10 protein-coding genes are annotated in these 14174 nt (G+C 38.8%); all 10 read right to left on the reverse strand.

What is annotated here, in order from left to right; translation table 11 throughout:
* Window position 1: 1 nt before the first annotated feature.
* The 10 genes from allB to allC all read right to left on the reverse strand — a co-directional run bounded on the left by allB (window position 2) and on the right by allC (window position 14009).
* Window positions 2-1366 (reverse strand): allantoinase AllB, encoded by a 1365-nt coding sequence (gene allB / locus CFK40_RS17815; RefSeq protein ID WP_089533736.1) that lies wholly within the window; start codon window positions 1364-1366, stop codon window positions 2-4.
* 27 nt (window positions 1367-1393) lie between these two features.
* Window positions 1394-2848, reverse strand: a complete 1455-nt coding sequence (gene allW, locus CFK40_RS17820) for an allantoin permease (protein ID WP_089533737.1) — start codon at window positions 2846-2848, stop codon at window positions 1394-1396.
* A 413-nt stretch (window positions 2849-3261) separates the two neighbouring features.
* Window positions 3262-4659 (reverse strand): NCS1 family transporter, encoded by a 1398-nt coding sequence (locus tag CFK40_RS17825; protein WP_089533738.1) that lies wholly within the window; start codon window positions 4657-4659, stop codon window positions 3262-3264.
* 387 nt (window positions 4660-5046) lie between these two features.
* Window positions 5047-6096, reverse strand: a complete 1050-nt coding sequence (gene allD / locus CFK40_RS17830; RefSeq protein WP_089533739.1) for an ureidoglycolate dehydrogenase — start codon at window positions 6094-6096, stop codon at window positions 5047-5049.
* A 215-nt stretch (window positions 6097-6311) separates the two neighbouring features.
* Window positions 6312-7361, reverse strand: coding sequence for an ureidoglycolate dehydrogenase (gene allD / locus CFK40_RS17835; protein ID WP_089533740.1), 1050 nt, complete (start codon window positions 7359-7361; stop codon window positions 6312-6314).
* A gap of 259 nt (window positions 7362-7620) precedes the next feature.
* Window positions 7621-8385, reverse strand: a complete 765-nt coding sequence (gene allE / locus CFK40_RS17840) for a (S)-ureidoglycine aminohydrolase (RefSeq protein WP_089533741.1) — start codon at window positions 8383-8385, stop codon at window positions 7621-7623.
* 33 nt (window positions 8386-8418) lie between these two features.
* The gene (arcC, locus tag CFK40_RS17845) at window positions 8419-9357 is read right to left on the reverse strand and encodes a carbamate kinase (protein ID WP_089533742.1); all 939 of its coding nucleotides are present in this window, start codon (window positions 9355-9357) and stop codon (window positions 8419-8421) included.
* 246 nt (window positions 9358-9603) lie between these two features.
* Complete coding sequence (locus CFK40_RS17850; protein WP_193433343.1) at window positions 9604-10869, reverse strand: YlbE family protein; 1266 nt, start codon at window positions 10867-10869, stop codon at window positions 9604-9606.
* Between the two features lie 25 nt (window positions 10870-10894).
* Window positions 10895-12628, reverse strand: coding sequence for an acyl-CoA synthetase FdrA (fdrA, locus tag CFK40_RS17855; protein WP_089533744.1), 1734 nt, complete (start codon window positions 12626-12628; stop codon window positions 10895-10897).
* A gap of 133 nt (window positions 12629-12761) precedes the next feature.
* Window positions 12762-14009 (reverse strand): allantoate deiminase, encoded by a 1248-nt coding sequence (allC, locus tag CFK40_RS17860; RefSeq protein ID WP_089533745.1) that lies wholly within the window; start codon window positions 14007-14009, stop codon window positions 12762-12764.
* Window positions 14010-14174: the final 165 nt, after the last annotated feature.

Below are 14174 nucleotides of genomic sequence, written 5' to 3' on the forward strand. Positions count from 1 at the left end.
ATTACTTGCTGTCATTTCTCGACATAAGTTTTCCTTTAGGCTCTCCTATAATGCCTTCATCCAAATCAAAAACTACATTCCCGCGCATAATCGTTTTTGTTACGCGACAATCGATTTTCCGGCCTTCGTAGGCACTGTGTTTATTTTTATAATATAGATCTTCTCTTTTCAACGTGTACGAACTATTTGGGTCTAGTAAAATAATATCAGCATCTTTTGAAACCGCAATCTCGCCTTTGTCAGGCAGGTTAAAACGTTTAGATGGCGTTGAAGCGATTAAATCAACGAATTTATGAATTGGTAATTCACGCTGCTTTACTGCTAAATCAAACATGATATCAACATTATTTTGCGCACCACTGATGCCGCCCCATGCTTCAAAAATATTGCCTTCTTTTAAATCTTCCGTACATGGTGAGTGATCGGAAGTTAACCAATCAATATTACCATCCATAAGCTCGTCCCATAGTTTTGCTTGATCCTTTGCTTTTCTTAATGGTGGTTGACACTTGGCTTTTGGACCAATTTCTTCCACGTCTTCTGCAGTCAGTGCAAAGTAGTGTGTGCATGATTCAACCGTCACGTCTACTCCTTCTGCACGTGCTCGTAAAATAGCTTGAACTGCTTCAGATGTACTAATATGCACCAAATGTAATTTACAACCCGTCTCTTTTGCGAAAAGCAATGCACGTTGCACAGCTTCTACTTCGGTGAAGATTGGGCGTGAATCGACATAATCCATTGCCGTTGTTCTGCCTTCACTTACCATTTCTTCAGCGAGTTTATCGGTAATGGTTGGGTTTTCGGCATGGATGCATAGCAATTGATCCAGTTCCGCTAATTTTTGCATACCTTTATATAAAGTATAATCATCCACATTTGTAAAATCGCCTGGAATATCACTTCCGCAATTTGAAATAAAGCATTTAAAAGCTTGTACACCAGCATCAGACAATTCCTTTAAATTGTCCAGATTACCCGGAACTAGTCCACCATAAAAAGCATAGTCAACATAGTTTTGATTCTTTGCTGCTTCCAGTTTGAGATCAAGTGCTTCTTTGTATGTTGTAGCTGGTAAAGCATTAAGAGGCATTTCCACATAACTTGTTGTACCGCCTGCTGCAAGTGCCTTAGAGCCTGTTTCAAATCCTTCCCATTCGGTACGACCAGGTTCACTTATATGAACATGTGTATCAACCATTCCTGGCATTACGTACTGCCCTTTAGCATCAATTACCTTAGTTGCATCTTCCGTAATCTGCTCAGCAATACATGTGATTTTTTCATCCTTCACCCCGATGTCGACCTTACGAACCCCGTCATGTAAGACAACATTTCCGCCTTTTATTACTAAATCATATGTCATTGTTTTTTCCCCTTTCGTCTAATTCAATCATTCATTGGTAGCTACTTTCTCGGATGATAATTTGTTAACTTTTAAAGACTCTAGCAAAGCATAAAGAATAAATGCCGATCCAATACCTACAAACCATGAAAGTTCATATAGCGGTTCAAAGAATGGTACAAAATTACCCATTAGACAAAGCACACCCGAAATAATCAGTGTTACGATAGCATTTATGTTAAATCCATTTTGGTAACTATATTTGCCATCCTTGGAATACAATTCTTCTAAATCAATTTGCGTTTTTGAAATAACAAAGTATTGAGCTAACATCACGCCGGTTATTGGTGCCAAGAGACCGCCAATGATATTTAAGAAAGTAAAGATACTTGTAGGGTTTTCCATCAGTTTCCATGGCATAATTAGAATCCCAAGAAAAGCTGCTAGTGTAGCACCCGTTTTAAAGTTGAGTAACTTCGGAAATAATGATGCTAATTGATAACCTGCCGGAACAATATTACCAGTCACATTTACAGAAAGCGTTGTTAGGCATAAGGTTAGAACCGAAATTCCAATTGCAAAAGCTCCGTCAAACCGAGCAACGACATCAAGTACGTTCCAAATAGGTGTGCCAAAAGCTATTTCGGATCCTACAATGATCGCGATACTTGCCACAGCGAATAATAGATACGTCACAATTAAACCGGCACTTTGCCCTATCGATTGCGCCTTTTGCGAATGCGAAAGTCTTGTGAAATCTGCAACACTTACCATTGGTGGTGCCCAAGCGGCTATTACCGCTACGACAGCAGCTAAAAAGACGATAATACTATTGCCATCTATTCCATCTGGAGTGTAATTCAAAATAGGTCCAATACCACCTGCTAAGTTAATGGCCCAAATCGCCATTCCACCAAATACAATATAAACGAGTGGAGAAAGGATATTTGTAAATTTACCTAGAAAGCCCATGCCGCCATATATTAATGCAACATTCAATAACCAAAATAATAAAAATGAAATTAATTCAGGTAACGATAGACCAAGAATATTCCAATCGCCACCCAATGTTAAGAAGGTCGGCCATATTTTGGCTATCAGGATCGATAAAGCTTGGCTACCTGCATAAGTTTGAAAACCAAACCACATAATTGCTGAAATTACCCCTCTTATTACGCCAGGAATCACCGCACCTTTACTACCAAACGATAAACGTAATAACATAGCAAATGGTAAACCATATTTTGTCCCAGCATGTCCATTAAGAACTAATACAGCAGCTACAATTACCGCTGCCAACATAATAGCCCAGAAAACCTGGCCAACAGACAATCCAATTGCAAAAAGACCACCAATTGCAATGTAGTTAGGGATAGTATGAACCGATCCCATCCATACCGTCGTAAAGTTTCCAATATTCCAATTTCTATCTGATTCTTTCGTTGGTAAAACGTCTTCACTAAAACCGGCTTCTTTAAGTTGTCCACGATTAATTTGTTCCAAAAGAATGCCTCCCCCTTTAAAGATGCTAGTTAGATTGTAGTAGTTCTATTGATACAGGAATAGGAGTCATTAATATATGTTTTCCGAAATAGGATTTTTAACTCAAAAACCATAATTTACACGTATTCTTTAGCAAAAGGTTTCATATTATTCCTTATGCAAAAAAATTTAAACGGACAAGCATAACTTTTTTCATTAGAATGAAGCGTTTCCAGTACCACTATACACAATGGTACAATATTTCCTTGTAATGGTCATTATATTTAGTAGACAAAACAACTTAAAATTGTTGTATGTTATGCATAGTTAGTTGCTGTTTTTTGTATAAATTGCACACTTGTTTATTCATATTAAACAAATTAAAGGAATGTCCCAAGATACTTTTGGGACACTCCTCTTGTTTGAATTTACACTTATTTCTCAAATATCGTACCCTTTTTGAACTTTGAATCTTTAAACGCAAACTTCATCAGAAGGAAATATGCAATACCTCCTACAACAAAACCTACAATCCATGCTAAGTCCACTTCTATAAAGGCCGCACCAGCACCAATAAGTAATGCAAGTATCGCGCTTGGATTATATCCAGCAAATGGACCGTCCTTTTTATACATAGCTGCAATATTTACTTTTTGTTTCCTTAATATATAATATTCAACTAATAAAATAGAAACAATCGGGCCTAAGAATGCGGAATATACAAGAATGAATAAGCCAAGACCCTCTGCGTTAGATTCCTGTACAAGCAACCAAGGGAATGAACCTATTGCAAGAATTCCAGTTAACGTAACGGCTGGTTTATATTTCAATTTTGTTAGTGATGTAATAACATAAGTCGGTGGAATTATGTTGGCAACCATGTTTACTGCAACTGCCCCTACTACAATAAATGCTGATATAAATATTGAAATGGCAGGACTATCTATTACTACTGGGATTGCTTTTGCAGGGTTAGTTATTCCTGTTGCAGAAGCAAGCATTACACCAATTGAAATTACGGAACCGTATGCGACAAGAATGGAAAAAAAGTACAATAACCCGCGCTTTTTGTCGCTCATTCCAGTTTTGAGTTCTCTTGAATAGTCGGCTGCACTTAGGAAGATAGCCGCATAATTCCCCATAAACACCATGACGAATCCAAAGAATGGCAAGCCCCATGAACCTTCTGCTTGTACCCAATTTTCTGTAATAACATCCCTATGAGATGTTAGAAGTACAACAAAGACGTAGATAAGTGCTAGCATAATAACTACAGACACAAGCGTTTCCACCCACTTAACCGCATGGAAGCCATACAGCGAAAGTACTATTTGTACTGCCTGAAGTATTAGAAAACAAATAAAGATATTATTAAAGGCACCATCTGTTACAATCTTCATAATTTCATTCAGGGCCGTACCACCTATCCAGCTTTGGAAACCATACCAAACGATAGCGGGTATACCACGCATTAGTGATGATATTATCGATCCTTTCTCTCCAAAAGACATTCTAAGCTGTACAACGTATGGTATACCTGATTTGTATCCTAGCCTATCATTTAAAGTGAAAATTGTTGTAATAATCAATATAGCTAAGAGAGCTGCAGCAAATGTCTGAACCATATTTAGTGTTGCAATTCCAGCTACCACTATACTAGCTCCAAGCGTCATATTTCCTAAATTAACGCCATCTCCAAGCCACATAAACATATAGGTTACCGAGCTTACAGTTCTATCTTTATCGGTCTTCGGCTTTAGTGACTCATCCACACCTGTGATATGGTCTATCTGCGCCTCTTCTGTAACATGTTCTTCTGATTTTGTAGACATTATAATTCAACTCCTCTTTTGGTTAGGATTTACCAATATAAGATTTGCATCCCATGAGATCGCAATTTATCCTTTGCCATTCTAAATTATTTGTAACTAGACCACCTTAGAAAGAATAATCCGTTCCATACCCCTGCCTTGAAGCGCTTTCAATACTTCTGAAGAAATTATACCCTATTTTTTCAATCAGGTCTTCATACCTATTGGACAAAATAAATAAAAATGGTTGTATAGCCTGCATAAGACTTTCGCAACACTTGAACGCAATGCACATTATATTGTTTATTTTGCACAAAATAAAACATCAAATGTAAACAACCCGATAAATAGAAAAAAAGCCACAAATGCAAACGATGCATTAGTGGCTTCTCACTTAAAATTCTACTGTTATTTTGCAAAAGGATCTTTATTGTTATAGGCATTATTATGAACTTTATCCGAAATTAGATAGTTGTAAACATCATCAACAATTTCGATCCCTTGTTCACTGTATTTCTTCTCTCTTTCAGCACTTCGTTGACCAGGGTAGGAAACATGATCAAATCCGGATGCTGGTTTAATGTTATTTAAATCAGCCATTGTTTTCGCAATATTTTTTTTGAATTCGTTCAGGTTCGTAAAGTATTCTGGGTTGATAACAATATGAAGTTGCCCAAGATTCCTACCTTCACTTAAATCATGATACATGGAAGACACTTTATTCCCAAATGGAAGGCCTAACAAAATGCCTGATAAAACATCAACCATCATCATTAATCCATATCCCTTTGGACCTGCTATTGGTGTTAATGACTTAACGTCAAATGGATTTGTTGTTGGTTCCCCGTTTTCGTCTACTGCCCAATCATCTGGAATTTCTTCCTCTTTAGAACGTGCATGGAGTATCTTTCCCCAGGCTTGGACCGTTGTAGCCATATCAAAAGTAATAAATTCATTATTTTCCCCTGGTGCAGAAAAAGCGATTGGATTTGTTCCATAATAGGATTCGGCTCCACCAAAAGGGACTACCATTGGGTCTGACTGGCAAACGGAAAGGCCGATAAGATTTTCTTTAGCTGCCTGTTGTACGAAGTATGATAGAGAACCACTATGACTGATTCTTTTCACTCCTACAACGGCCACTCCATTTTCCTTGGCCATTTTAATAGCCTCATCCATTGCAAGTTTAGCTGCCACGTGTCCAGCGCCATTATCACCGTCAAATACAGCGGAACTCGGTCCTGTTTTATCAAATTGAAAATTCGGGTGGGCATTTATTCCTCCATTTGCAATTCTTTCCGCATAGTACTCGACACGCATTGCACCATGTGAATGAACGCCTCGTGCATCTGCATGAACCAACACATCTGCTACGCCATTAGCGTGCTCTTCCGTCAAACCCGCTTTTTGAATTTTGTTTTTCATCAATGTTTTCAATTCTTCTTTAGATATTCTCATAGAGCAACACCTCTCATTCCCAACTTTTTATGGCAAAATTCCATCCTGTTTTTTGTTTTTTTCATGTCTGGCTCCAGCGCCCAGCGACTAGTGGACTTCCCTCACCTCCGTACGATAAGTCAACATCGGTTCGCTTACGCTTACCGTGTTTCCTTTATCTCCTACAGTTCAGTCCAGTCCATACGTCGCTTAACGGGCGCTTGCGCTTTTCTTATTTATTCATCAAATGGATCGTTGTGATCATAGGAATTGTTGTGGATAACATCTGAAACTAGGTATTGATAAATGTCATCAACAATTTCGATACCATTTTCCTCATATTCCTTTTCTATTTTCTCCAAATTTTGTCCTGGATAGAAAACTTGATCAAATCCTGAGGCAGGCTTAATTGCATTTAAATCGCTCATTGTGTTTGAAATATTTTGTTTAAAACTGTTTATGCTTGAAAACTTTTCCGGATTAATGACAAGATGTAACTGCCCTAAATTCCGTCCTTCACTTAAATCATGATACATAGAAGATACTTTGTTTCCAAAGGGTAGGCCGAGTAGGATTCCTGACAAAACATCTACCATCATACCGAGTCCATATCCTTTTGGTCCGGCAATAGGTAAAAGCGCATGTACTTTTAATGGATCTGTTGTTGGCTCACCATTCACATCTACTGCCCATGTGTCTGGAATGGGCTGATTTTTAGATCGTGCATGAAGGATTTTACCCCATGCCTGGACAGTTGTCGCCATATCAAAGCTGATTAATTTACCGTCGTTGCCAGGTGCTGCGAATGCAAGTGGGTTTGTTCCATAATAAGACTCAGCCCCACCAAACGGAACAACCATAGGGTCGGATTGACAAACGGAAAAACCGATAAGATCTTGTTTTGCAGCATGCTCCGTAAAGTAAGAAAGTGCGCCACTATGACTCATCTTCTTCACACCTATAATCGCTACACCATTTTCCTTGGCCATCTTAATCGCTTCGTCCATTGCGAATTTTGCTGCAACATGTCCGGCCCCATTGTCGGCATGAAAAATAGCAGAACTAGGGCCCGTTTTTTCAAGGTTAAAGTTAGGATCAGCGTTGATTCCTCCCTTAGCTATCCTTTCTGCATAGTATTCCACCCGCATTGCTCCATGGGAATGGATTCCTTTTGCATCTGCAAAAACAAGGACTTCAGAAACAATCTCCGCATGTTCTTCAGTCAAACCAGCCTTGTTTAATTTATTTTTAATTAGACCTTTCAAGTCTTGATTAGATACTCTCACTATAAAACACCTCTTAATCTTATATAGTACACACTTATCCTGAAGGGATGCAGACTCCAGAATAAAGTGAATCTTCCCTCAGTAGAGTTTTTCATACTTCCCACTGAACGTTGTTGTCTAGTAGAACCTTTACGGACAGATGATTCCTTACTTTATTGGTTGGGCTCTTAGATGCTTGAGGAGACCATACTGGGCCGTTATTTGTATATGCAAAAGTAATGGTAAAAAGCAAAAATGCCTTTTACCATTTCATCATTCTTTATAGAGACGCGTCTCGGTTGCAATCCTTTGAATAAACGTAAGACAATTTTTCTCTGCCTACCGCATACGCAGCTTGCAAGCAATACGTGCCCATGAAAATATAATCGTCTTTTTTCACTGGAATCCATTCGTTATCTAAGTTATACATTCCTTCTCCAGACAATAAATAAGCACCATGTTGTTGATAATGTGTTTCTACAAATGGATGGCTTGCTGCTGGATCAAAAGTAAGTATATGGAAATTCATATCAAACGCAATATCGGTTGGAAGTAGATCTTGAATATGAACATTTTCCATATCGTCATAAATAACGTCCTCATTGTCGTTTGAGTTTCCAGCATGAACCCATGGAGTGTGACCTTCCAAAGGAATATGCTTCTGTTTATAAAGGAACAGTTTGGAATCCGTATCAAGCTGATTTTCCAAATACATGGTTACGGATGGAGGACAGTATAAATAGCCGCCTTGTTCAAGAACAAATTCTTCATCGTCAGCTTTAGCTTTTACCTTTCCTTCTAAAACATACACAAATGTTTCAACGTCTTCTTGACCACCAAAACCTTTTTCGTTTTTACCATCTTTATGAAAGGTTACGACGTAATCAACAAAGCTTGCACCTGTTTTAGGTGATGATAATATGCTCATTGACGCGTTTTCAAATCCTGGCACAATATTATTTACTAAACCTTCTGGTGGTAAAATAGCATATTTACCAGGCTTAATTACCGCTCTACTTGTTAAAATATCATTTGGATAACCCATTAGCAATCGCTCCTTCTCTTTTTATATTGCGTACTACTTAGAGATTATTGTTCCACTTTCGCCACGAATAGAATCATCTACTTTTTCCAATGAACAGATAATTGACGTACCTGTTTTTCTAGCAAATTTAAGTGCAGATTCTACTTTTGGACCCATGCTGCCTTTACTAAATTGACCTTCTTCTACATAATTCTCAAGTTCTTCAACAGAAATCTTCTCTAGTGCCTTTTGGTTCGGTTTACCAAAGTTTACAAATACATGATCAACATCTGTTAAAATCATGAATACGTCTGCATCTACGTCTTCAGCCAGTTTATAGCCACTGCGGTCTTTATCAATAACCGCTTCAATACCCTCGTAGGTACCATTTTCACCCTTAATTACTGGGATACCGCCACCGCCGCTAGCAACAACTACATTTCCTGCATCAGCAAGTGTTCGAACTGTTTTGGCTTCCAAGATATTAATTGGTTGTGGTGATGGTACAACACGACGCCAGCCACGATTTGAATCTTCTTTCATATCCCATTTCTTTTCAGACATAAGTGCTTTCGCCTCTTCTTCTGAATAAAATGTACCGATTGGTTTTGATGGATCATTAAAATCCGGATCATCTTTAGAAACTTCAACACGTGTTAAAAGGTTTGCAACAGGAACATCCATACCAAGTGCCTTTAATTCACTTTCCAAACACTGGACCATCATATACCCGATGAAACCTTGTGATTCACCATTTAATACATCTAAAGGCATGGCAGGAACAACATCTTTGGCTTCTTCGTTTTGACGAAGAATATTTCCAACTTGTGGTCCATTACCATGTGTAACAACAACTTTGTAGCCTTCTTTGACTAATTTAGCTAAGAACTTACTACTTGTTCTAACATTATTTAATTGATTTTCATACGTACCTTCTTGGTTCGGCTGCAAAATAGCGTTTCCGCCTAGTGCAACAACAATTGTTTTACTCATTAATAAACCTCTTTCTGTCTGCTACTTGTTGAATAATAGAAAAACAGAGATATGCGACAACCTATCATTATGTCGCACACCACTGAAAAAATTTTTAAAGAATTTTGTCTAGCTAAAGCACGTCGCTAAACGGACGCTCGCACTTTTCTTACACTGATAAGAAAGTATAAATTTTAGTAGATATCAGTATAAGGGCAACTAAGGCTTTCGCCATTAAAGCTTGGCGATAAGCCAAGTTTTCTAAAATTATTCAGCTGTTACGCCATACTTTTCAGCAAGAGCTTCTAATGCTTGTTCGAAACATCCTAATGGTACACGAACAGTTCCAGCACCGATTTGGCCAACTCCAGCTGTTTTATGAGCGATACCAGTGTTAATAACTGGAGTGATACCTGTTTCAACAACTTTACGGATATCAATGCCTAGGCAAGCACCTTGGAAATCCCATGTTGGAATAGCAAGGTTCGGGTTGTTGGCAATACAGATTTCACGCATCTCATCACTTGTTTGAACCGCATCACCGAAACCACCTGTACCAACGAAGCGAGTAACACCAGGTGCTGCAATCATAGCCATTCCACCGACACCGTATGTTTCTGTAATTGCGCTGTCTCCCATATCAGGGTTAGCGTCATCAGCACTGTAACCACTAAAGTACAAGCCATCAGGCGTATTAACTGGGGCCGTAAACCACCTGTCGCCTAAACCACTCACTTTAATGCCAAATTCATAGCCATTACGTGATAGAGCTGTAACGATACTGCCTTCTTCTACAACTGCAGCAGAATCCATCACGACTTTAGATGTTGCCATCATAATGTTCAAGAAGAATTGATCTGTATCCGCTAAGAATTTGACAACTTCTTGCAATTCTTTTTCTGGTAAACCAGCAGTTAAGAGATACGGTACAATGTCTTTCAAGAATAAAGCAGATGCCGCGATATTACGTTGGTGAAATTCGTCACCCATTGTAATTGCTTTTGCAACAGTAACGTTAACATTCATGCCACCATCAATTTGTTTAAGTGCCTTTGATAATGCAGGCCCTAAAACATCTTTAATCCATTTTAAGCGATTCACAACTTCATCACTATATGCTCCAAAACGTAGTACCGCACCGATACCTTCGTTTAAGTTACAATAAGCGCGTTTATCATTTACTTTATTTTCAACTACTACGACTGGCATATTAGCAGATGTAATACCGCCCATTGGCCCAACAGCATCAACGGAATGACATGGAATAAATTTAACTTCTCCTGCTTCAAGCATTTTCTTCGCGTCGTCCTCGTTATCAGCCCAGCCTTCAAACAAACTTGCACCAATACATGAACCTTGCATTGGGTCTGTCATATTCTCCCACTTCATTGGCGGGCCAGAATGTAGCAAGACCTTCCCGTTCAACTCCGAAATAACACTTTTCGCTGGAACTACATCTAATAAAAACGGTTGTGATTCTAGTACGTGTTGAATAACTCCTTGGTTTGCTTCATCGATTGATTGATAATTCATATTAATCCTCCTATTTCGTTCAAGCTTATTTAAGCTTCTCCAAAATTTTAGCTAAACGTTTATTTCCACCGGCAATTGGCGCCCATTGGTATTGAACAACCTCTCCACCATGCTCTAGCACAGCTTCTGAAAAGCTTTTTAGTCCAACATTAATCACGCGAGGTTTACTGGCAATTAGTTCAGCAACTTTGTCATTCTCATTCGATTGTTGGTCTACGTTAGTTGCTATAGTTTTTTCGCCTTTTACGTATTTCACAATTTCAGCAGCCAGTTTTGTCGCTTGTGCATTGCTTTCTGTGACGATAATACCAGCAGCTTCCAATTTATCCACTTGATCTTGATAGACTTGTGGGTCATCTGCAGTACCCGTAACTGATGCAATTGCGACAAATGTTTTACCGACTTTTGCTGCTTCTTCTTTTGCTTCTTGTACAACTGGTGCAAATACCCCAGCCATATCTTCATGTGCGCCATATCCAATTACGTTATCAAGTAGAATAACTGCGGTTTCAGGGTCTTTTGCAGCTTCTTCCACTTTTTCAATGCGTAACGTTGGGTCAATCATTGGATGTGCTCGGCCTTGTGTATATTGATCATCGCCCAAGTCAATCACTTCATGTCCTTCAACGTGAAGCATCATTCCTTCTGTATGTTTACCAGTCGTATCTAGGTCAAGAGCATCTTCTAAAATCATTGCTGTTTCATATGCTAATGTACCACCACAGAAATAACCTTTTACATATTGTTGCTTCGTTTCTTTCATCTTGTTTAAGTCATCTTGATTGTCAGCAATAATGCGATCAGCTGATGCTTTATTCCCTTTTGAAAGTTCCAATGCCTTAAGAGCAGTATCTTCCAAAGTCCACGTATAGTGAACATTATCATGTGCAGCTTTTGGCTTATCCCCAATAAAGACTGCTACAACCGGTTTCGATAACGTTTTGAAAACATTGACAACCTTTTCCCGTACTTCAGGAGCTGGTGGCTTCGAAATGTAAACAATAATATCTGTTTCAGCATCTTGATCAAGTACCTGCAATCCGCGAATAGTCGTAATTGCACCAATTTCAGATGATAAATCACGGCCACCCGTACCGATAGCGTGTGACACACCGCCATCATTTCTACCAATAATTGTAGATACTTCTTGGATACCTGTACCAGACGCTCCAACAATACCAATATTCCCTTTATCTACAACGTTGGCAAAAGCCATTGGAACACCGTCAAGAATTCCAGTACCACAGTCAGGACCCATTACAATCAGGCCTTTTTCTTGTGCTCGTTGTTTTAATTGCAATTCATCCGATACACTCACATTATCACTAAACATGAACACATTTAAATCGCGGTCTAGTGCTTTATTTGCTTCTGCTGCGGCATGTTCACCAGCAACTGAGATCATTGCTACATCAGCATTCGGCAACTTATTTCCAGCCATTTCCCATGTGCGAACAACGGAAATCGAACTTTGTTGTGATTCCGATGATTGGTTTGATAAATATTCGTCTGTTTCTTCAACCACCTTATCAACAATGCCTTCATCGTCTGAGTTAACTACGATACAAAGGTCACTAGGACTAGCATCCTCAAGCTCATCTGTGTACAAACCAGATCCCTTAAAGATGTCTTTGTTAGCTGGCGTTCCCATCATAACTTGTATCTGATTGACACCATCTATAGCAGATAAGTGATTTGTTAATAACATCAGGCTAACTGAATCCTGAAATAAGTTCTTTTTAATCACAGTATATAACACTTCGTCACACTCCAAACTTTATTGTATTTTTAGCAAACTTGGGTTATCGCCAAGCTTTAATGGCGAAAGCCTTAGTTGCACTTATACTGATATCCATTGGAAATTTATATTTTCTTATCAGTGGATCAGAAATTTACGCTTTATAACCCAATTCATACAACGCACAAATCAGCGCATTTACGCCTTCAGCAAGTTGTTTTGGGTTAGTATACTCATTTGGTGAGTGGCTAATTCCTTTATGACTTGGAACAAAAATCATGGCAGTCGGAATCACTGGTGCAATATTTTGCGAGTCATGCCCAGCTCCACTATGCATCATTTTATAATTCAAGTCATTTTTGTCACATTGTTCTTGCAACACTTTAACAACATCTGGATCCATTGGTACTGGATCAGCATCCATCCATAAATCAATATCAATTTGAACACCAAGATTTCCGGCTATTTCACGTAATTTCACTTCCACTTGATCTGCGAATTCCACTAGTGCACCTTTTTCTGTGTGTCTGATATCCATCGTAAATGTAGCTTTACCTGGAACGACATTAACTGTATTTGGTTCAAGAATAATCTTTCCAACAGTCGCTACTAACGGATCACCTTCAGCTACAGCCGCATCATTAATCGCACATACCATGCGAGATACAGCATTAGCCGCGTCTTTACGGTATCCCATTGGTGTTGTACCTGCATGGTTAGCCTCTCCTTGCACCGTAACAGTGTAGCGTCGCTGGCCAACAATATGTTGCACGATCCCTACATCCTTCTTTTCCACTTCCAATACGTTCCCTTGTTCAACATGAAGTTCAATAAACGTTTTCAAATCATCGCGAACCTGTTCCGGATTTTGTCTATAATCGAAACCAGCTTGATGAATCGCATCGTCAAACGGAATGCCTTCAAAGTCTTTTATTCCTTTGACATCTTCGTTCTTCGCTTGGCCGACAATGTTTTTCGAACCCCAGAAAGAATATGGAAAACGGCTTCCTTCTTCCTCGGCCATCGATACAACTTCAATATTGCGAAGTGGTGCACCATAGTTTTCTTTTAAATATTTTAAAGCTAGGAAACCAGCAATAATACCGTATTGACCGTCATAAAGACCACCATTTTTTACCGTATCGACGTGGGAACCAGTTAAGATTGTTTCATCTTTTTTGGTTGTTCCTTCCAACCGACCGAACAAGTTTCCAACTTCATCAAATTGAACAGCAAGCCCCTCGTCTTTAAAAAGTTGTTCTAGCGATTTCTGTGCTTCAATCCATTCCTTGCTGTATAACAATCTTGAAACCCCACCCTCGGGGTCTTTGCCAAATTCACCCAACCAATTGAGTTTTTCTTGGACTTCATTCTCTAGATTTGAAACTATTTTAGGATCCATACTATTCTTCCTTTCTATTCCCTAATAAAAGGCATAAAACGGATCATATAAACAAAATCGTCATATGATATATCTTTTTTATTATGAAATTATTAGTAAAAAAATATGCTCTTGTAGTCAAAGGATGGTTGTTTTTAATCAATTTTCCACCCATAATTATATCCA

The sequence above is a fragment of the Virgibacillus necropolis genome, assembly GCF_002224365.1.
GTDB classification, from domain to species: domain Bacteria; phylum Bacillota; class Bacilli; order Bacillales; family Amphibacillaceae; genus Virgibacillus_F; species Virgibacillus_F necropolis.

Bases quoted from the DNA above. Each gene is read 5' to 3' on its own strand.
- allD (WP_089533739.1), bottom strand. From the start codon at position 6,096: ATGAGAATATCTAAAGAAGAATTGAAAACATTGATGAAAAACAAAATT.
- allB (WP_089533736.1), bottom strand. From the start codon at position 1,366: ATGACATATGATTTAGTAATAAAAGGCGGAAATGTTGTCTTACATGAC.
- allC (WP_089533745.1), bottom strand. From the start codon at position 14,009: ATGGATCCTAAAATAGTTTCAAATCTAGAGAATGAAGTCCAAGAAAAA.
- CFK40_RS17850 (WP_193433343.1), bottom strand. From the start codon at position 10,869: ATGAATTATCAATCAATCGATGAAGCAAACCAAGGAGTTATTCAACAC.
- CFK40_RS17825 (WP_089533738.1), bottom strand. From the start codon at position 4,659: ATGTCTACAAAATCAGAAGAACATGTTACAGAAGAGGCGCAGATAGAC.
- arcC (WP_089533742.1), bottom strand. From the start codon at position 9,357: ATGAGTAAAACAATTGTTGTTGCACTAGGCGGAAACGCTATTTTGCAG.
- allE (WP_089533741.1), bottom strand. From the start codon at position 8,385: ATGGGTTATCCAAATGATATTTTAACAAGTAGAGCGGTAATTAAGCCT.